This window comes from Herminiimonas sp. (genome assembly GCF_030655415.1).
In genome coordinates this window covers 55,640-73,929 of the sequence record NZ_JAURVN010000017.1, presented here as the reverse complement: position 1 = coordinate 73,929, position 18,290 = coordinate 55,640, and the positions used below count along the sequence as shown (strand labels likewise).

Genomic DNA, 18,290 nt, shown 5'->3' with positions numbered 1-18,290 from the left:
GCTGAATCACAAAGATCAATTAGCGTAGCAATGATTCAGATTGATGGTTGTGGCTTTTTTACGAATTTGAACTGTTCGCTGATGACCGCTTCTTCTATGTAATTGACTGCTATTTTTTTACCGTCAGATTGCAACGATAGCGCGCCACTCGCTCCCTGCTGTTCCAGCCACATCATCAATTTTTCATCCGCTACATTTTCATCATTCAGCAATAGCTTGCTCAAGCATTGAGTCAGATCTCTATCGTCCAGCAATGCGAATTTTCCTTCGCCTTGCAAAAATAATTTTCCTGAATCGCTAAGCCAGACAGAGTCAATCGTAGACAGATGTGTACCTGTTTGCAGAACGAATCCATATGTCGGTTCAGTGTGTGCGATGTAAGGCGCAACTTCAAGATCGACATACACTCGTTGCGGCCCGTTTTGAAAATACCAGCGGCCTTGTTCATCGCTAGTGTAGTTGCGGTTAATGAAGCCACGCAAGGCCGGTTGAGTAATCTTATCGCCGGGCAGATCATGCGCTTGTGCATGTTCGTTGCGCATGCGCCAGTTGCCGCGCGCGTCGAGCGCCAGCCAACCGTAGCAGTGCGTTACGTTCGGCCATTTTGCCAGTGCTTGCTCGACGATTGCATCCATCAGTTGTCCTTGCTTCTAGTTGGCATTTTCAAGAAAGTTGACCATGCGTTGCGGCAGCCAGTTCAATTTTCCAGAAAATGGTCCAACAGTAAAGCCTACATGTCCGCCGTGCGCAGGTTGTTCCAGCTTGACCTTGGCACTTGTTGCCGTTGTAGGCAAATATTCTCTCGGCAGAAATGGATCGTTTTGCGCATTCAATACCAGCGTTGGAACAGTGATGTCATTCAGAACGTATTTGGCACTGGCGCGCTTCCAATAATCATCTGTGTTGAGATAGCCATGCAAAGGCGCGGTGACGACATTGTCGAACGCATATAAATCGCGCGCATTCATCATCGTGTCGCGATCGTACAGACCAGGAAATTGCTTGAGTTTATCCAAACATTTAGGTTTGAGTGTTTCCAGGAATATGCGGGTGTAAAGCATATTGAAGCCGCGCGATAATGCTGCGCCGCCGCCAGCCAAATCAAGTGGAGCAGAAATCGCACAGGCAGCATCGACGATGTCGGCTTGATGTTGTGATTCTCCCAGCCATCGCAACAGCGCGTTACCGCCTAGGGAAACGCCGCTTGCATAAAATTTGTTGGCACCACGTTCGCGTGCATAAGGTGCCAACTTGCGCAAAATCCACTCGATTTCACGCGCATCGCCTGAATGATAAAAGCGTGGTGCACGATTCAGTTCACCCGAGCAGCCGCGAAAATGTACGACGGCACCTGACCATCCGAGCGCGGCAATGTGTGTCATCAGTGCGCGTGCGTAATGACTATTCGATGAGCCTTCCAAACCATGGAACATGACAATGAACGGCAGGCCCGCTTTGCCATCGACAAAATCCAGATCGATGAAATCATTGTCGGGCGTATCCCACCGTTCGCGTCTATAGGCGACTGCAGGTTTTGCGATGAATTTTGCCGGATAAATGGTTTGTAGATGGCCGCCAGGAAGCCAGCGTGGAGCGGGGTAGATCATCGAAGTAATCAATCCGTTGAGTGGGGTAAGGCAGGTAGATTTATTGATGCGCAGATGCTGCGTTTACTGAAACATGACTAAATGCTTGTATTGCAAAGGATCTGTTTGATCGAGCAGCGCATCGATCAATGCAACACATTGCTTGCGACTAGCTCCGTTTTGGCTTTGCCTGGTGCTGTTGAAGCATGATGCAATACGATACGCCAACCCGCCGCCGTTTTAACGTAGACGTTGGTGGCAAGTATATGTACATCACGTTGCGTGCCATCCGTCGTATACACAGCTTCAATCAGGTTGTGTACCGAAGACATCAGATTGTGCGATGCGTGTAATTGCAGTGGCAAGATGTGTACACCACCGCGGGAAAAAATCTCTTCCCACGATGCACGGATTGCGGCATACCCGATCAGGCGCGTGCCGTCGGGATGGATGCAGACAATTTCTTCATCGTCTGCCCACAATGCCATCAACGCTTCCAGATCGGCGCGGCCGATTGCATCGTACAAGGCGATTTCTATATCGTCTGCCGTGCCGAACTGCTTGCGTGTTTTTGGCATGATTGTCTATTAGTGACCGTGTACGACTGCGCCGGCCTTCAGGCGATAAAGCGTGCCGCAATATGGACATTTTGCTTCGCCGCCATGTGACATTTCAAGGAAAACGCGTGGATGCGAGCTCCAGATTGGCATCGCCGGATTTGGGCAGTAGGCTGGCAAATCTTTGCCGTCGAGTTCGATTGCGGACGCGGTTTGCGCTGCTTGTGTCATGTGATTCTCCGAATTGCTTGATGAATAATTGCTGAATTACGCTGTTGAGGCGTTAAACCTTTGCTGCGTGTTGCAGATAGTAAAGTGAAGCGGGGCTATCGTATAGCAAATAATCAGCGCTTCCAAGCCGTAGCTCAAACGATCGTCAGCCAATGGCTATATTGAGGTGCGCGGCCGGCAACGGCATCGAAAAACACAGTCTGCAGTTTTTCGGTAATGGCGCCGCGTTTGCCGATGGCGCGGTTATCCAGCTCGCGTATCGGTGTGACTTCGGCGGCTGTGCCGGTAAAGAAGGCTTCATCCGCGCAATACACCTCGTCGCGGGTGATGCGTTTTTCGATTACTTCGATTCCGAGATCGCGTGCAATCGTGACGAGCGAATCGCGCGTGATGCCGTCCAGGCAAGAAGCCAGATCTGGCGTGTAAATTTTGCCTTTCCTGACGATGAATACGTTTTCGCCCGAGCCTTCGGATACATAGCCGTCGGTGTCCAGCAACAGCGCTTCATCGTACCCGTCAGCCAGTGCTTCCTGATTGGCGAGGATGGAGTTGATGTAATAGCCGGATGCCTTGGCGCGCACCATCGATACATTTACGTGGTGCCGACTGAAGGATGAGGTTTTGACGCGTATGCCTTTGTTGAGGCCATCTTCGCCAAGATAGGCTCCCCACGGCCAAGCTGCAACGGCGATGTGAATCTTGTTGCCTTTGGCAGAGATGCCGAGTTTTTCATCGCCGATCCAGACTAATGGACGCAAATAGCAGCTTTCTAGCTTGTTCTCGCGCACGACTTGCAATTGCGCCTGCATCACCGTTTCCTGATCGAAAGGGATATTCATCTGGAATATTTTGGCGGAATTGAACAGGCGTTCCGTGTGTTCGCGCAGGCGGAAGATCGCCGTACCTTTGTCGGTTTTATAGGCGCGTACGCCTTCAAAAACCGCCATGCCGTAGTGCAGCGAGTGAGTCAGAATGTGGATGTTGGCATCGCGCCAGTCTATTAATTGGCCGTCTTTCCAAATTTTGCCGTCGCGATCAGACATCGACATTTTGAGCTCCACAATATTTTTGCAAGACCCCGATTTTAACGGATTCCGGCAGGAAAAATGAGGGCAGCGTTAGCTCGGCAGGATCGTTTCTGTAAATATTATTGATGGATGTCGTTTGCTTATTGCCAAGTATCTGGGTTGCCGATGTGCGACTAACGCTCTCGCAATAATAATTAAAAGATAATATTTGATGTCAAAAATGAATCTATTTGGCATGCGACCTTCTAACCGGTGACTTTGCCATCTGGGCCAATTCACTGAATTGATCGGCAATTTTCTCCCTTTCCGCTTTTTCCGCACAGAACATTGGCATGAAACCAAGGTTTTTGCGCCGTTCGGTGCGGTAAAATAGCGGTCTTTCGTCAAACCTGTTAACGAATAATTCCATGCAATTCAAAAGATTGAGCGATTTGATCGCGCGTAATGAACTGAAGGACAAGCGCGTATTTATCCGTGCCGATCTCAACGTACCGCAAGACAGCCAGGGCAATATTACTGAAGACACGCGTATCCGCGCTTCGGTACCGGCAATTCAACAAGCCTTGAAGGCGGGCGCTGCCGTCATGGTGACCTCGCATCTTGGCCGCCCGGTCGAAGGTGAGTTCAAGCCGGAAGATACGCTGGTACCGATTGCAAAACGCCTGAGTGAATTGCTTGGTCAGCCGGTTGAATTAAAACAGAACTGGGTAGACGGTGTCGACGTCGCGCCCGGCCAAGTTGTCTTGCTGGAAAACTGCCGCGTCAACAAGGGCGAGAAAAAGAACGATGAAGCGCTCGCCAAGAAAATTGCCGCGCTATGCGATGTCTATGTGAACGATGCATTCGGCACCGCGCATCGTGCTGAAGCAACCACGCACGGCATCGCGAAATATGCGACCGTCGCTTGCGCCGGCCCGTTGCTTGCTGCAGAACTGGATGCCTTGGGCAAAGCTTTGGGCGAACCGGCTAGTCCGTTGGTGGCGATTGTTGCTGGCTCCAAGGTGTCGACCAAATTAACTATTTTGAAAACGTTGGCCGACAAGGTTGATAATTTGATTGTTGGCGGCGGTATCGCGAATACCTTCATGCTGGCGGCAGGTTTGAAAATTGGTAAATCGTTGGCAGAAGCAGATCTGATCGGTGATGCCAAAGTCATCATCGACATGATGGCAAAGCGTGGTGCTTCAGTGCCGATTCCAGTCGATGTGGTCTGCGCGAAAGAGTTTTCGCCGACCGCCACCGCGACCGTCAAGGATGTGAAAGACGTAGCCGACGACGACATGATTCTGGATATCGGACCGAAGACTGCCGAGATTTTGGCAAAACAAATTGCGCAAGCCGGCACCATTGTTTGGAACGGTCCAGTCGGTGTATTTGAGTTCGATCAGTTCGCCAACGGCACCAAAACTTTGGCGCACGCGATTGCAGAATCCAAAGGGTTTTCAGTGGCTGGCGGTGGCGATACTTTGGCAGCGATTGCAAAGTACGATATTGCAGACAAGATCGGTTACATCTCGACTGGCGGCGGTGCTTTCCTGGAGTTCCTCGAAGGAAAAACTTTGCCAGCTGTAGAAATTCTGGAGCAACGCGCCAGCAAGTAATGTGAATGCATTAACGATCAATGATTAATGCGATGTCTGCGTGTGATTTCCGTCGTCATGCAGACACGCAAAATGTAGTACAGATGTTTAAAACTAATTTGTTGTGAAGATGATGGAAGAGCCGCTGCGGATCAAGCGCGTGGCAAATAAAAATCATCTGTTCGGCAAACCTTAATTTACTGTTTTGGAGAATCACTATGCCACTCGTATCCATGCGCCAACTGCTAGACCACGCTGCTGAAAATGGCTATGGCCTGCCAGCGTTCAACGTCAACAATCTGGAGCAAGTGACCGCCATCATGGAAGCGGCTGACGAAGTCGGCGCTCCAGTGATCATGCAAGCTTCGGCAGGCGCGCGTAAATATGCGGGTGAACCATTCCTGCGTCATCTGATTGAAGCGGCGATTGAAGCGTATCCGCACATCCCGGTTGTCATGCATCAAGATCACGGCCAAACGCCAGCGATTTGCATGGCCGCGATTCGCTCTGGTTTTTCATCGGTGATGATGGATGGTTCCTTGAATGCAGACGGCAAGTCAGTTGCCAGCTATGAATACAACGTCGAAGTGTCGCGTAAAGTCGTTGAGTTCTCGCATGCAATCGGCGTCACGGTCGAAGCAGAACTCGGCGTGCTTGGTTCGCTGGAAACCATGATGGGCGACAAAGAAGACGGTCACGGCGCAGATGGCAAAATGACGCGTGAACAGTTGCTGACCGACGTTGAGCAAGCAGCCGACTTCGTCAAGCAAACACAGTGTGATGCATTGGCTATCGCGATTGGTACCTCGCACGGCGCATACAAATTCACGAAAAAACCGACAGGCGATATTCTCGCGATCGAACGCATCCGCGAAATCCACGTACGTATTCCAAACACGCATTTGGTCATGCACGGATCTTCATCAGTGCCGCAAGAATTGCTCGCAGAAATCCGCGAGTTCGGTGGTGACATGAAAGAAACTTACGGCGTGCCAGTGGAAGAAATTCAAGAAGGCATCAAGAACGGCGTGCGCAAGATCAATATCGATACCGATATCCGTTTGGCGATGACTGGCGCGATCCGTCGTTACCTGATTGAAAATCCATCGAAGTTCGATCCGCGCGATTATTTGAAGCCAGCAAAAGAAGCAGCGAAGCAAGTTTGTAAAGCGCGTTTTCTTGCTTTCGGTTGCGAAGGACAAGCTTCAAAAATCAAACCTTTGTCGCTTGATAAAATGGCAGAGAAATACAAAAAAGGCGAGTTGTCGCAAATCGTTCAGTAATAGATTTTCAGAAGAAATCGCTTCACAGAATTTATTCTGTGAGCGTTCTGCAAAACAGGTTTAGCAAGCATATTCAGTAGTGCAACCACGTATCGGCGATTCTCGGAATCGCCGTTTCAGATTTATGGAAACGTCATGACCAGTTTGTATCAGTCCAGCATCACTTCATTGCCTCTACTCGGCCGCGGCAAAGTTCGCGAAAACTATGCGGTCGGCGACGACAAGATTTTGATTGTCACCAGCGACAGACTGTCAGCATTCGACGTCGTGATGAATCAACCGATTCCAGACAAGGGACAAGTGCTGAATCAGATGTCGGATTTCTGGTTTGAAAAACTGAAAGACATCGTGCCGAATCATTTGACCGGCATCGCACCTGAAACGGTCGTCTCCGCTGACGAAGTGGCGCAGGTCAAGAACCGTGCTGTCGTTGCCAAACGCCTGCAACCGATTTTGGTAGAAGCAGTCGTACGTGGTTACATCATTGGTTCCGGCTGGAGCGATTACCAAAAAACCGGCGCAGTGTGCGGCGTGCAATTGCCAGCGGGTTTGAAGCAAGCCGAAAAATTGGCTGAACCAATTTTCACCCCAGCTGCAAAAGCAGATCTGGGCGAACACGATGAGAACATCACCTTCGCCGACATGGAACAACGCATCGGTAAAGAACTGGCTAATAAAATCCGCGACGTCAGCATCAAGCTGTACAAGACCGCTGCCGATTACGCAGCGACGCGCGGCATTATCATCGCTGATACCAAGTTTGAATTCGGCCTCGATAAAGACGGCACCTTGCATTTGATGGATGAAGTATTGACTGCCGATTCGTCGCGCTTCTGGCCTGCTGATTCGTACGCGACCGGCATCTCGCCACCATCGTTTGATAAACAGTTTGTGCGCGATTATCTTGAAACACTAACCGAGTGGAAAAAGACTGCACCTGCACCAACCTTGCCGGAAGATGTGATCGAAAAAACCGGCGCGAAATATCGTGAAGCACTGACCCGTTTGACGGGCGAAAACCTGAAAGGTTGATATGGCAGATGCATTGACGACCACACCGTTGATCGGTGTTGTAATGGGTTCTTCGTCCGACTGGGATGTGATGCAACATGCAGTCGCGATTTTGAAAGAGTTCGGCATTCCACATGAAGCGCAAGTCATCTCTGCGCATCGTATGCCAGACCAGATGTTTGCTTACGCTGAGTCGGCGCGCACACGCGGTTTGCGCGCGATCATCGCGGGTGCTGGTGGCGCTGCGCATTTGCCAGGCATGATCGCAGCGAAAACGATTGTTCCAGTACTCGGTGTGCCCGTGCCATCCAAATATTTGCGTGGTGAAGATTCCTTGTTGTCGATCGCGCAGATGCCAAAAGGTATTCCGGTATCGACCTTCGCGATCGGCGAAGCGGGTGCTGCAAATGCGGCGCTTGCCGCCATCGCAATTCTCGCGACTACCGACGACAAACTCGCTGCGAGCCTGGAAGAATTCCGCGCACGACAAACGCAAATCGCCATAGAAATGACCTTGCCGAAATGACGAAAAAATTATCACCTTTGAATCCATCCGCAGCGCCAGCCACTTGGTTAGGTGTGATGGGCGGCGGGCAACTTGGCCGCATGTTTGCGCATGCTGCGCAGCAAATGGGTTTCAAGGTTGCTGTGCTGGAGCCAGCACTGGATTGCCCCGCCGGTCATGCTGCCGATCAATTACACAGCGCTGACTATACCGATCCCGAGGCCTTGATCAAGTTGGCTGCGCAATGTGCGGCAGTGACGACAGAATTTGAAAATGTCTCCGCCAAGAGCCTCGCGTTTTTAGCTGAACGTACATTTGTTGCACCGTCGGCTTCGTGCGTTTCTATCGCGCAGGACCGTATGGCAGAGAAGCGCTTCTTCATTGAGTGCGCAACGACATCGGGTGTTTTCCCTGCGTCGCATAAAGAAATTAATTCTGACGCTGACGCGGCTGCCGTATCTGACGATTTACTGCCAGGCATCCTGAAAACCGTACGCATGGGCTATGACGGCAAAGGCCAAGTTCGCGTCAAAACGCGTGCGGAATTGCAGGATGCGTACGCCAACATGAATGGCGTCGCCTGCGTGTTGGAAAAAATGCTGCCGTTGGCTTATGAAATTTCGGTACTCGCGGCGCGTGGCGCGGATGGCAAAGCAGTCGTTTATCCAATCGCTGAAAACGTACATAGAGACGGTATTCTGTTCACGACAACTGTGCCGGGTCCAAACATAACCAAAGAATCTGCAGAAAAAGCGCAAGCGGCAACGCTGGCTGTGATCGAGCAGCTGGGGTACGTTGGCGTGCTGTGCATAGAATTTTTTGTCCTCACCGATGGTTCGCTGGTCGTCAATGAAATGGCGCCACGTCCACATAACAGTGGTCACTACACGATCGATGCGTGCGTTACCAGTCAGTTCGCGCAGCAGGTACGCGCGATGGCGCGCATGCCTTTGGGCGATGTACGTCAACATTCGCCCGCGGCCATGTTGAATATTTTGGGCGACATCTGGTTTGAAGGAAAATCGGATGAGGCGCGTGAGCCTGCATGGGACAAAGTACTGGCTTTGCCGGGTGCGAACTTGCATCTGTACGGTAAAGACACAGCGCGTCGCGCACGCAAGATGGGTCACATCACCTTCGTCGCTGCCACGCTGGAAGAGGCGCAAGCCAATTTGCACAAGGCCTGCGACATCCTCGGCATTACTGCTTGATCTTTAAAAACCTCGTTGAAGAAACAAGCGATGCCTGATTCATTGGATTTATCAGCAATTGAAGATGCCGCCCGCTGTTTAGAGCGTGGTGAGCTGGTCGCATTTCCGACCGAGACCGTATACGGTCTTGGCGCGGATGCTGAAAATCCTATGGCCGTCGCCAAGATCTATCAAGCCAAGGGTCGTCCCTCGAATCATCCCGTCATCGTACATCTGGCACCGGAAGCAGACCTTGCTTACTGGGCGCAATACGTTTCCCCTGATGCGCGTAAATTGATTGTCGCCTTTTGGCCGGGCCCGTTGACCTTGATCGTCAAGCGCGCCGAGCATATTCCCGATACGGTTGCCGGCGGTCAGGATTCGATAGGTTTGCGTTGCCCATCCCATCCGGTTGCACAAGCCTTGTTGCGTGCATTTAAAAACGGGAAGGGTGGTGTCGCCGCTCCGTCAGCCAACAAGTTTGGTCAGGTGAGTCCGACCACCGCGCAACATGTGCATGATGAATTCGGTGATGACATTGATGGCTTGCTGACTTGTGTACTCGACGGCGGCCAAAGTGAAGTAGGTATTGAATCGACGATTGTCGATGTATCGCGCGGGCACGCCGTGCTATTGCGTCCTGGGCATATCACCGCCGCGCAAATTGCAGACGTATTAGGTACCTGGCCCGCCTTGCCGGACCACAGCGCGCCGCGTGCCTCAGGCACATTGGAATCGCATTACGCACCGCATACACCTGTTGTATTGGTCGATAGCGAAGAGTTGGACGAGGTACTGCAGAAATTGCATGCGCAAGGTCGCAAGGTCGCTCTGATGCAATACGATGCACAAGTGCTCACACCGGTTTTGGCACGCATTGCTCTGCCAGAAAATCCGGCAGGATTTGCTTATGCTTTGTATGCGGCTTTGCGTGCGATGGATAATGCGAATGCTGATGTGATCGTGGTGCAAACACCGCCAACTGACGAAAGCTGGAACGGCATCAACGATAGATTGCGCCGTGCAGCGCATGACTCATCGGGTATTTTGTTGCGATTGCTGCAGGACTAATACAAGAATATTCGCTGCAGCTTTTATTCGGACAAAAAGCGGCCGCCATGAAACACCAATGGCTCTTGCGGCGACACATCGCAACACTCAACTTCCCCAACAAAAATAACGTGATCGCCTTCTGGATAGCGGCTGCGGTTATGGCATTCAAACCATGCTGCAACGCCAGCCAAAATCGGCAAGCCGGTTGGTGATAGCGTGAACTCCACACCTTCAAAACGATTCTTGCTCGGACGCGCAAACTGATTCGCCAGTGCTGCTTGATCGGCCGCCAGGATATTGATGACGTAGTGAGAATTGCCGGTAAAAACAGGCAGGCTGTTCGCACTTTGCGCCAGACTCCACAGGACTAATGGCGGGCTCAGCGAAACCGAATTAAATGAACTTGCCGTGATGCCGAGAAAGCTGTCATCAGGTAAACGCGTCGTGATAACGGTAACGCCAGTCGCGAATTGAGATAGTGCATCGCGGAAGTGGCGTGCATCAACAACGGGTGTGACTTTGGGTGGTGAAGTAATAGACATCGATGATCCAGGAAATTTCATTCATTATGCCGAAAAAAATCACTCTCATGGTTAAACGCCGCGTCGTCCATTGGGTTTTTCCGTAGAATCAAGGCTACGGAGAAATTTGAACATGAATCTTTTTACCATCTTGCGTCACCATGTCGCGACCCAGCCGAATGCCATTGCATCGCGCTCGAGTCGTCGCACTGTCACATACAGAAAATTCTGGTCACGCATCGAACGTGCTACCGCACGTTTAACCAGCGAGTGGCATGTCAAAGCCGGTGATACCGTTGTGTACTGGGGGCAGGGGCATCAAGATGCATTGATGTTGTATATCGCGGTTGCGCGTTGCGGCGCGAAGTTGTTACCTTTGGAGCACGCGCCATTGCATCAGGACAGTATCGCGATATTGAAGAATATTTCAGCAGCGTTATTGCTGCATGATGATGAAACGATATTTGAAGTGTCACCTGCAGTACCTGTCATAGCCAATTTGTGCTCGCTGATTGCCACACGCTGTCAACATAACCCGCCTGTGAGTGAAGATATGAATCAGACCAGCTTGATTTCGCTTACAGCTCAGGCAAACGGCAGCGTGCAAAAGAGCGAGAAAAGTTTAGGCCAGTTGTTGGAGGATGCGCAGCCACATATAGTGTCCAGTTCGGCAAGCGAATTCAGGATTACCGAAGCTTTGTTTGACGCAGATATTTTTGCGCCGCAGGTTTTGCCGATACTGGTCGGTGGTGGCACCATCATTTTCCGTTGAGTGTGATTTGTAGTTTGGATTGTCTATGTCCGCGTTGTTGATGCGCTAATGGATACGCAAATTCATATCCGATTCCTATGCACGCTTATCGCTTTGCGCTACAGTCATGACGTCTAGTCACGGTTTTTAATAGAGTTATTAATAACCTTATCCAACACGGAGTAAATGTATGGCAACGGAAATCGCAATTCTTGGCGGCGGCTGTTTTTGGTGCACGGAAGCTGTTTATCAACAGCTGAAAGGCATCACGAGTGTTGAGTCTGGCTACACCGGCGGCGAGATTCCGAATCCAAGTTATGAGCAAATTTGCGAAGGCACGACCGGCCATGCTGAAGTAGTACGTCTGACATTTGATTCTGAAGTCGTCAGCTTCCGTGAAATCCTCGAAGTATTTTTTACTATTCACGATCCAACAACCTTGAATCGCCAAGGTAATGACGTAGGCACGCAATATCGCTCGGTGATTTATTATCTAACGCCCGAGCAGCATGAAACTGCCAAGCATGTCATGTGCGAAATGGCAAATGTGTGGGACGCACCTATCGTCACCGAACTCACTCCGGCCGAAACCTATTACAAGGCTGAGGCATATCATCAGAATTATTTCAGACTCAATCCTATGCAGGGTTATTGCGCGTTTATCGTTGCGCCCAAGGTTTCCAAGTTTCGACAAATCTTTCGCGACAAACTGAAGACCGATTTGTCCTGATCTGTAATTCCGAAGCTGATGCTTTGAAGTTGTTGTGCTGAGTTTGACTATGCTGTCACGGAGGTCTTATGCATATCGAAGAATCGGTCAAACTGGACTTCAAGGATGTGCTGATACGCCCCAAGCGCTCGACGCTGACATCGCGTCTGGAAGTTGATATTCGGCGCGAATTCATATTTCATCACTCTCGCAAAACCTATCGCGGTATTCCCATCATTGCATCGAATATGGATAGCACAGGCACCATGGAAATGGCGCGTGCGCTTGCCGCGCATCATTTGTCGGTGGCCTTGCACAAGCATTATTCAGTGGATGAGCTGACGCACTTTTTTCTGACTATGAAGAACGGTGATGCTGCGGCATCAAGTGCATTTTATTCAATGGGCATCAGCCCGTCTGACTACGAAAAATTTACAGCAGTGATGGAGCAGCTCGATAATGCAATCGAGTATGTATGTATTGATGTGGCAAATGGCTACACCGAAGGCTTCATCAATTTCGTCAAAAAGGTACGCAAGGCATTTCCGCATTTGACCATCATGGCTGGCAACGTCGTGACCGGCGACATTACTGAAGAATTGATTTTGGCTGGCGCAGATATCGTCAAGGTTGGTATAGGGCCAGGATCGGTTTGCACCACGCGAAAAATGACGGGTGTCGGTTATCCGCAGTTATCTGCGGTGATTGAATGCGCCGATGCTGCGCATGGTTTAGGCGGCCAGATTTGCGCTGATGGTGGTTGTGTGGTGCCTGGCGATCTGGCCAAGGCATTCGGTGGCGGTGCGGACTTCATCATGCTGGGCGGCATGCTGGCTGGTCATGATGAATGCGCTGGCGATGTGGTGGAGCGCGACGGCAAAAAATTCAAGCGCTTTTACGGCATGAGCAGTCGTGCAGCAATGGAAAAATACGCAGGTGGCGTCGCGGAATATCGTGCAGCAGAAGGCAAGGAAGTGCTGGTGGAATATCGTGGCCCGGTCGCTACTACCTTGCAGGATATTTTAGGCGGCGTGCGATCCGCATGTACTTATGTCGGCGCGCACAAGTTGAAGGAATTGACGAAGCGGACTACCTTCATACGCGTCACGCAGCAATTGAATGAAGCTTTTGGCAAATCCTGACGCAGCAAATCGATATACGATTAGAGGTCGAGATTATTCGGACTTGATTTGATTGGCTGCACTGGCAACATCAGCTTCCGCCGCCAGCTTGCGCAATACGTGAGCCGCGGCGACCAAGCCAAATGAAGCGGTCACCACCATTGCAGATCCGAAGCCGGCGCAGTTGAGCCCGGTAATCCCTGCTGCTGATTCATCAGCGTTATCGCCGCCTACCGCACATGTTTCTTCGGCCTCAGGAAAGCGCAAGGGTTCGGTAGAGAACACCGCATCAATACCAAACTTGTTTTTTGTGCCGCGCGGAAAACCATGTTCTGCGCGCAAGCGCTTGCGTACTTTTGCCAGCAGAGGCTCTTGTTCTGTCCGGCATAAATCCAGCACTTCAATTCGTGTCGGGTCGATTTGTCCGCCGGCGCTACCTATCGTTACTAGTTTCAATCCATGCTTGCGGCAGTACGCAATCAATGCGGTTTTGGCACGGACGTTATCGATCGCATCAATGATGTAATCGTAGTTGCGCGTGCCTATCATCTCGTCCAGATTATCTGCAGTCAGAAAATCCTCGATTTCTGTGACGACGCAATAAGGATTGATTTGCGCGATGCGTTCGGCCAAAGCTGTCACCTTGGCTTTACCCAAAGTATCGGTCAGCGCGTGAATTTGCCGATTGACGTTGGATTCCGCGAGGTTATCCAGATCGATCATGGTGATGTGGCCGATGGCGCTACGCGCCAATGCTTCTACCACCCAGGAACCTACGCCGCCAACGCCGACTACGCAGACGTGAGCTGCGCGAAAGCGAGCTAATCCAGCGGAGCCATACAGGCGTGCAATCCCGCCAAAACGGCGGTCAAAATCGATCTCGTGATCGGGGGAAGGGGCGGTAGAAGCGGAAAGGGAATTCATGCCGCCATTTTAACGGACGACGAAGGCAAAGCTTGCTTGTGTCGTTTTTCTTTTACTTAAAATGCTTGTAAGGCGTGGTGTGTCGGCTCGCACGTTGCCAAATTATTTGCGGTATTCTGCGAATAGATTGAGGTGGATCAATTCAGGAGCGCATGTTCGCTTTAATCTCAAAGTAGCAAAGAGCCAAGGCTCGGCTGAAACAGCGTTTTATTCAAGCGGAATGGAATCTTGATTGTTCAGGCCAAATTTTCAGGCATGCATGACAGAATAGTGATGCGGTGCGCTTTCAACGCACCATCAATGTATAGAAAGAAAATTCATGTCGATAGCAGATATTCGTACTGATTACACACAAGCTGATTTGTCAGAAACGGATACAGATGCTGATCCTATTGTGCAGTTTTCAAAATGGTTTGCTGAGGCCTTGCGCGCTGAAGTGCCAGAACCGAATGCGATGGGTGTGTCTACCGTTGGTGAAAATGGTCGACCTTCGTCACGTATTTTGTTGATCAAGGATTTCGATGCCCGCGGCTTTACGTGGTTTACCAATTACGAAAGTCGCAAGGGTATCGAGCTGGATAAAAATCCGCATGCAGCCTTGTTGTTTCACTGGATTGCATTGGAACGAGAAGTCCGTATCGAAGGTCGCGTCGAAAAAGTTTCGGCAGAAGAGAGCGAGCAGTATTTTCAAAGCCGCCCGATCAAGAGCCGCTTGAGTGCGATTGCTTCTGCACAAAGCACCTTGATCGCAGATCGCGCCGCGCTGGAGGCGCAATACGCCAACGCGGAAGCGCAGTACGGCGATACGACACCACGACCAAAACACTGGGGCGGTTATCGCTTGAAGCCGGATTACGTAGAGTTTTGGCAGGGGCGCAGGTCACGCCTGCATGATCGTATTCTGTATACGCTGGAGAAAGACGGTCAATGGAAGCGGCAGCGTCTGCAACCTTGAGGCGGGATATTCTCGTCAACGTGAGTTAATGTTACGAATACGCTGACGAGAGCAGTAGAAGAGTTACAGCAAAAAATGAGAGCGAAACCTTAGAGAGAAGCTGGCTTCTCGCTACACTCAGCTTGCGGCGGAATGATGCCCCATTCGATCTCGACTCGCGGGCCGCCAGCTTTCTTGGTCCATGGAATATCCAGCATCCCATGCTGCGTGCTTTGCGCCATCAAGGCGATCACTTCATTATCAACATCATCCGGGTTGTCCTTGCTGCGATTGATCGCAACCAGCATCCCGCATTTATCTGCCTTGTCTTCATCTACCCACGGCGATTTGCCGAAATCACCATCGATCAAAACCTGTACTTGCGGGCCGATATGCGTAGCGATATTGCCGCCTAACCAAGTGTCCGACGCCACAAGTCTCAACGGTGTTTGCATATTCGCCTGCCATGCTGCATGCACTTGGCGCGACACTTCTGCACCTGGGAAGGTAGCGCGGCTAGGACGTCCTGATTTATCAGCCAGCGGACCGCGTGCCAAGCCGTAACCGGCTGCGCCGAGTATCTGCATGACGACAATAACGATGATCGTTTTCCGCAACAGCGAGACATCGTCGTTGCTACGCAAAACCCAGAACGAGAAAAATCCAAACAGAATGAAGAAGGTAGTGGCCCAGTGCGCTGCCAGTGGAATCTTCATTGCGCCAGCAATCAACATCGTCAAAACTAGCGGAGCAATACCAATCACCAGCAGGAAGAAACGATCAGAAGCTGCCAACTGGCTGGCGATAGTCGTTGGTCGGGCAGATTTTGGCACTGACTTGAATTGACGCGAAGCCCAGATAGCAACGATGGCCAAGGCAAGCAACATGGCGGCGATGCGTCCCAGATTCGTAAGTGAGAAGCTGAACAAATCCTGCAGCTCCAGCCAATAGCTGGCTTGCGGCACCATTTCACTACCGGCATAGGCGACTGGTCCGGTGGCTTGTTGCTTGAGCCACAGCAAATGCGGCGTCACTATTGCGATCAGAATGGCTGTCGATAAGGCGATGCCCTTCCATGTTTGCGCGCGACGCAGATGGCCGGTCAGCAATAGATACAAAGCGAATGCTGCAAATTGAATCAACGCGCTGTATTTAGTCAGGAAAGCGCAGCCGCAAAAGAAACCGAGCAGCGCCCAGGCACGCATGCTGCCGGTACGCGTCGCGCGATAAAACATCCAGATTGCGCCGGCAACTGACCACAATTGCATCGTGTTGTGATTGTTCATCACGCCGCGTACCGTAAAGTAGGCAACGACGGAAACCAGCAAAGTAGCGATCAAGGCGCGACGTTGCGAAGTCATTTCGCAACCGAGCTTCCAGACCATCCACAAGGCCAGGATCACGCTCAACTGGCCGGTGAAGAAAGTCAGCCAGACTGGGCGGCCGAAGATCGATACCAAGCCGTACAGTATCCATGAAGGTAACGGCGGATGTTTGTAATATCCCCATTCCAGACCGCTGGCCCAGACCAGCTCTTCCATATTGTCCCAGTCCGGCGACCTATGGCTGATGCCGGTGAAGACGCTCCATAACACCAGATGCAACAAGAGTAGCAGGATGACCAGAGGCGCGATATTGTCCGCGCTGGGCGAAAACAGTCGAATGAATTTATTGGACGAAGAAACTGGCTGTAGGGGCTGAGTTGGCATCATCGTTAGAAAGTAGGTTGTGTACGTCGAAATATGCAAACAATTCCAGTTTGGCAATCGCATACAGTGGCGGTGAATTATAATCGTTGGCCAGAATGCTCCGCTAACTTTTTTACCCTGCAGCCGGCCTGATTCACTGATCGTTAAAGGCTTCTAGGCTGTTTGTCCGCATTATCCAGAAAGGTTTTTCTCATGGTGACATTGACCGCACTGCCGAAACATCGCCCGGCCGATGCGTTGATTTCCTGCGTGATTCCCGCATACAACGAGGCTGCGCATCTCGCGGCGTTTTTGCAAGACCTGCGAAAAACTCTGGAAAGCTTCGCCACCTGTTATGAAATCATCGTCGTCAATGATGGCAGTAAAGATAATACCGATGTGGTAATGGCGCCGTTGCTGAAAGATGCGGGTTTGCGTTACATCAGTTTTTCCAGAAATTTTGGCAAGGAAGCTGCACTGTCGGCCGGCATCGATGCGGCCAAAGGCGATGCAGTGATTTTGCTGGATGGCGATTACCAGCATCCATTGGAATTGCTATCTGAAATGGTGCGATTGTGGCTAAGCGGCATCGATATGGTGTACGGCGTAATCAGTGATCGCAGTAATGAGTCACGTCTAAAGCGCTGGGGCACAGGCATGTTTTATCATCTGATGGAGTCCGGCGCGCCGATCACGATTCCACGCAATGCTGGTGATTTCCGCTTGATGGATAGACAGGTCGTGAATGCCTTGCGTCAACTGCCTGAACGCAATCGCTTCATGAAGGGTTTGTATGCATGGGTGGGCTTCAGTAGCATCGCGTTGCCTTTTGTACCGAACGATAGAGCCACTGGCGTTTCGAGTTTTAGCTATCGCAGCCTGAGCCGCCTAGCCTTGGCCGGCGTGACTGCATTCACCACTTTGCCTTTGAGAATATGGAGCGCGGTCGGTGTCGTGATTTCCATCATCGCAATTTTGTACGCATTCTGGATTGCGGGCGAAGCCATCTTTTTTGGTAATGATGTACCGGGCTGGTCTACGTTGGCGGCAGGCTTGATGTTCTTTTCCGGGATACAGCTGATTTCTATCGGCGTGTTGGGTGAGTATGTAGGGCGCGTATATGACGAAGTCAAAAAACGTCCACTCTATGTAGTTGCGCATGACATCGATAATGGTCCGTTGACGAGTACTGCAAAAGAAGCGCATGCGCCTGATTGAATTATTACGGATTGCGCGCTTCGGTATAGTCGGTTTGACCGCTGCTGCTGTGCATTACTGGGTTGTGATTGCGCTGGTTGAGCTGTTGCATATCGATCCGCTGCAAGCGAATGTCGGTGGTTTTTTCGTTGCATTCTGGGTCAGTTATTTTGGCCATAGACATTGGACGTTTTCCGATGCAGTTGCTACGCATACCGATGGCAAGCATTCCTCTTTTCTACGCTTCTTGCTGGTCGCGCTACTAGGTTTTTGCATGAACGAATTGCTGTTCTATTTGCTGTTGCGTTACGCAGGCTGGCCGTATTATTTTGCTTTAGCAGTGGTGGTTTTTACGGTCGCCTTGATGACTTATGTACTCAGCCGCTTGTGGGCGTTTCGCCAAGCGGCACATTGATAAAAA

20 protein-coding genes are annotated in these 18,290 nt (G+C 51.0%); 12 read left to right on the top strand and 8 right to left on the bottom strand.

The genetic code is table 11. The features are described 5' to 3' along the window. Positions 1–35 precede the first annotated feature (35 nt). From Q7T66_RS16120 to Q7T66_RS16100, 5 genes are all read right to left on the bottom strand, one after another. A complete protein-coding gene (locus Q7T66_RS16120) occupies positions 36–635 on the bottom strand; it encodes a DUF2946 family protein (RefSeq protein WP_304934122.1) in 600 nt (199 codons plus the stop codon). 15 nt (positions 636–650) lie between these two features. Then, on the bottom strand, positions 651–1,607 hold the full coding sequence (locus tag Q7T66_RS16115) for a YheT family hydrolase (RefSeq protein WP_304934121.1): 957 nt from the start codon (positions 1,605–1,607) through the stop codon (positions 651–653). A 125-nt stretch (positions 1,608–1,732) separates the two neighbouring features. Further along, positions 1,733–2,164 carry a nuclear transport factor 2 family protein gene (locus Q7T66_RS16110; protein ID WP_304934120.1) on the bottom strand — a complete coding sequence of 144 codons (432 nt, stop codon included), beginning with the start codon at positions 2,162–2,164 and terminating at the stop codon, positions 1,733–1,735. Between the two features lie 9 nt (positions 2,165–2,173). Continuing rightward, a complete protein-coding gene (locus Q7T66_RS16105; RefSeq protein ID WP_304934119.1) occupies positions 2,174–2,374 on the bottom strand; it encodes a zinc-finger domain-containing protein in 201 nt (66 codons plus the stop codon). A gap of 134 nt (positions 2,375–2,508) precedes the next feature. Then, complete coding sequence (locus Q7T66_RS16100) at positions 2,509–3,423, bottom strand: branched-chain amino acid transaminase (protein WP_304934118.1); 915 nt, start codon at positions 3,421–3,423, stop codon at positions 2,509–2,511. A gap of 386 nt (positions 3,424–3,809) precedes the next feature. On the opposite strand from Q7T66_RS16100, the gene Q7T66_RS16095 reads away from it, so the two are divergent. The 6 genes from Q7T66_RS16095 (at position 3,810) to Q7T66_RS16070 (ending at position 10,042) form a co-directional block, all read left to right on the top strand. Continuing rightward, complete coding sequence (locus Q7T66_RS16095; protein WP_304934117.1) at positions 3,810–5,003, top strand: phosphoglycerate kinase; 1,194 nt, start codon at positions 3,810–3,812, stop codon at positions 5,001–5,003. A gap of 197 nt (positions 5,004–5,200) precedes the next feature. Then, positions 5,201–6,265 carry a class II fructose-bisphosphate aldolase gene (fba, locus tag Q7T66_RS16090; protein WP_304934116.1) on the top strand — a complete coding sequence of 355 codons (1,065 nt, stop codon included), beginning with the start codon at positions 5,201–5,203 and terminating at the stop codon, positions 6,263–6,265. 135 nt (positions 6,266–6,400) lie between these two features. Further along, a complete protein-coding gene (locus Q7T66_RS16085) occupies positions 6,401–7,297 on the top strand; it encodes a phosphoribosylaminoimidazolesuccinocarboxamide synthase (protein ID WP_304934115.1) in 897 nt (298 codons plus the stop codon). 1 nt (position 7,298) lies between these two features. After that, on the top strand, positions 7,299–7,802 hold the full coding sequence (purE, locus tag Q7T66_RS16080; protein ID WP_304934114.1) for a 5-(carboxyamino)imidazole ribonucleotide mutase: 504 nt from the start codon (positions 7,299–7,301) through the stop codon (positions 7,800–7,802). Then, positions 7,799–8,992: a 5-(carboxyamino)imidazole ribonucleotide synthase gene (locus tag Q7T66_RS16075; RefSeq protein WP_304934113.1), complete on the top strand. Its 1,194-nt coding sequence runs from the start codon at positions 7,799–7,801 to the stop codon at positions 8,990–8,992. Before purE ends, Q7T66_RS16075 begins: the two co-directional genes overlap by 4 nt. 30 nt (positions 8,993–9,022) lie before the next feature. Further along, positions 9,023–10,042, top strand: coding sequence for an L-threonylcarbamoyladenylate synthase (locus tag Q7T66_RS16070; protein ID WP_304934112.1), 1,020 nt, complete (start codon positions 9,023–9,025; stop codon positions 10,040–10,042). 23 nt (positions 10,043–10,065) lie between these two features. Here Q7T66_RS16070 and Q7T66_RS16065 read toward each other — a convergent pair whose 3' ends face one another. Beyond that, positions 10,066–10,566: a flavin reductase family protein gene (locus Q7T66_RS16065; protein WP_304934111.1), complete on the bottom strand. Its 501-nt coding sequence runs from the start codon at positions 10,564–10,566 to the stop codon at positions 10,066–10,068. Positions 10,567–10,678: 112 nt separating this feature from the next. On the opposite strand from Q7T66_RS16065, the gene Q7T66_RS16060 reads away from it, so the two are divergent. The 3 genes from Q7T66_RS16060 (at position 10,679) to Q7T66_RS16050 (ending at position 13,147) form a co-directional block, all read left to right on the top strand. Then, positions 10,679–11,317 (top strand): AMP-binding protein, encoded by a 639-nt coding sequence (locus Q7T66_RS16060; RefSeq protein WP_304934110.1) that lies wholly within the window; start codon positions 10,679–10,681, stop codon positions 11,315–11,317. A 169-nt stretch (positions 11,318–11,486) separates the two neighbouring features. Next, a complete protein-coding gene (msrA, locus tag Q7T66_RS16055) occupies positions 11,487–12,026 on the top strand; it encodes a peptide-methionine (S)-S-oxide reductase MsrA (RefSeq protein WP_304934109.1) in 540 nt (179 codons plus the stop codon). 68 nt (positions 12,027–12,094) lie between these two features. After that, on the top strand, positions 12,095–13,147 hold the full coding sequence (locus Q7T66_RS16050; protein ID WP_304934108.1) for a GMP reductase: 1,053 nt from the start codon (positions 12,095–12,097) through the stop codon (positions 13,145–13,147). Positions 13,148–13,180: 33 nt separating this feature from the next. Here the strand turns inward: Q7T66_RS16050 and tcdA are convergent, their stop codons facing one another. Then, on the bottom strand, positions 13,181–14,050 hold the full coding sequence (tcdA, locus tag Q7T66_RS16045) for a tRNA cyclic N6-threonylcarbamoyladenosine(37) synthase TcdA (protein ID WP_304934107.1): 870 nt from the start codon (positions 14,048–14,050) through the stop codon (positions 13,181–13,183). A gap of 319 nt (positions 14,051–14,369) precedes the next feature. On the opposite strand from tcdA, the gene pdxH reads away from it, so the two are divergent. Continuing rightward, complete coding sequence (gene pdxH / locus Q7T66_RS16040) at positions 14,370–15,005, top strand: pyridoxamine 5'-phosphate oxidase (protein WP_304934106.1); 636 nt, start codon at positions 14,370–14,372, stop codon at positions 15,003–15,005. Positions 15,006–15,094: 89 nt separating this feature from the next. Here the strand turns inward: pdxH and Q7T66_RS16035 are convergent, their stop codons facing one another. Then, positions 15,095–16,693 (bottom strand): glycosyltransferase family 39 protein, encoded by a 1,599-nt coding sequence (locus Q7T66_RS16035; RefSeq protein WP_304934105.1) that lies wholly within the window; start codon positions 16,691–16,693, stop codon positions 15,095–15,097. Positions 16,694–16,885: 192 nt separating this feature from the next. Here Q7T66_RS16035 and Q7T66_RS16030 point away from each other — a divergent pair, with 192 nt between their 5' ends. Continuing rightward, positions 16,886–17,890 carry a glycosyltransferase family 2 protein gene (locus tag Q7T66_RS16030; RefSeq protein WP_304934104.1) on the top strand — a complete coding sequence of 335 codons (1,005 nt, stop codon included), beginning with the start codon at positions 16,886–16,888 and terminating at the stop codon, positions 17,888–17,890. Next, positions 17,877–18,284: a GtrA family protein gene (locus Q7T66_RS16025; RefSeq protein WP_304934103.1), complete on the top strand. Its 408-nt coding sequence runs from the start codon at positions 17,877–17,879 to the stop codon at positions 18,282–18,284. Before Q7T66_RS16030 ends, Q7T66_RS16025 begins: the two co-directional genes overlap by 14 nt. Positions 18,285–18,290: the final 6 nt, after the last annotated feature.

Excerpts from the sequence above, each read along its gene's own strand:
- Q7T66_RS16120 (WP_304934122.1), bottom strand. The coding sequence starts at position 635 with ATGGATGCAATCGTCGAGCAAGCACTGGCAAAATGGCCGAACGTAACG.
- Q7T66_RS16115 (WP_304934121.1), bottom strand. The coding sequence starts at position 1,607 with ATGATCTACCCCGCTCCACGCTGGCTTCCTGGCGGCCATCTACAAACC.
- Q7T66_RS16110 (WP_304934120.1), bottom strand. The coding sequence starts at position 2,164 with ATGCCAAAAACACGCAAGCAGTTCGGCACGGCAGACGATATAGAAATC.
- Q7T66_RS16105 (WP_304934119.1), bottom strand. The coding sequence starts at position 2,374 with ATGACACAAGCAGCGCAAACCGCGTCCGCAATCGAACTCGACGGCAAA.
- Q7T66_RS16100 (WP_304934118.1), bottom strand. The coding sequence starts at position 3,423 with ATGTCGATGTCTGATCGCGACGGCAAAATTTGGAAAGACGGCCAATTA.
- Q7T66_RS16095 (WP_304934117.1), top strand. The coding sequence starts at position 3,810 with ATGCAATTCAAAAGATTGAGCGATTTGATCGCGCGTAATGAACTGAAG.
- fba (WP_304934116.1), top strand. The coding sequence starts at position 5,201 with ATGCCACTCGTATCCATGCGCCAACTGCTAGACCACGCTGCTGAAAAT.
- Q7T66_RS16085 (WP_304934115.1), top strand. The coding sequence starts at position 6,401 with ATGACCAGTTTGTATCAGTCCAGCATCACTTCATTGCCTCTACTCGGC.
- purE (WP_304934114.1), top strand. The coding sequence starts at position 7,299 with ATGGCAGATGCATTGACGACCACACCGTTGATCGGTGTTGTAATGGGT.
- Q7T66_RS16075 (WP_304934113.1), top strand. The coding sequence starts at position 7,799 with ATGACGAAAAAATTATCACCTTTGAATCCATCCGCAGCGCCAGCCACT.
- Q7T66_RS16070 (WP_304934112.1), top strand. The coding sequence starts at position 9,023 with ATGCCTGATTCATTGGATTTATCAGCAATTGAAGATGCCGCCCGCTGT.
- Q7T66_RS16065 (WP_304934111.1), bottom strand. The coding sequence starts at position 10,566 with ATGTCTATTACTTCACCACCCAAAGTCACACCCGTTGTTGATGCACGC.
- Q7T66_RS16060 (WP_304934110.1), top strand. The coding sequence starts at position 10,679 with ATGAATCTTTTTACCATCTTGCGTCACCATGTCGCGACCCAGCCGAAT.
- msrA (WP_304934109.1), top strand. The coding sequence starts at position 11,487 with ATGGCAACGGAAATCGCAATTCTTGGCGGCGGCTGTTTTTGGTGCACG.
- Q7T66_RS16050 (WP_304934108.1), top strand. The coding sequence starts at position 12,095 with ATGCATATCGAAGAATCGGTCAAACTGGACTTCAAGGATGTGCTGATA.
- tcdA (WP_304934107.1), bottom strand. The coding sequence starts at position 14,050 with ATGAATTCCCTTTCCGCTTCTACCGCCCCTTCCCCCGATCACGAGATC.
- pdxH (WP_304934106.1), top strand. The coding sequence starts at position 14,370 with ATGTCGATAGCAGATATTCGTACTGATTACACACAAGCTGATTTGTCA.
- Q7T66_RS16035 (WP_304934105.1), bottom strand. The coding sequence starts at position 16,693 with ATGCCAACTCAGCCCCTACAGCCAGTTTCTTCGTCCAATAAATTCATT.
- Q7T66_RS16030 (WP_304934104.1), top strand. The coding sequence starts at position 16,886 with ATGGTGACATTGACCGCACTGCCGAAACATCGCCCGGCCGATGCGTTG.
- Q7T66_RS16025 (WP_304934103.1), top strand. The coding sequence starts at position 17,877 with ATGCGCCTGATTGAATTATTACGGATTGCGCGCTTCGGTATAGTCGGT.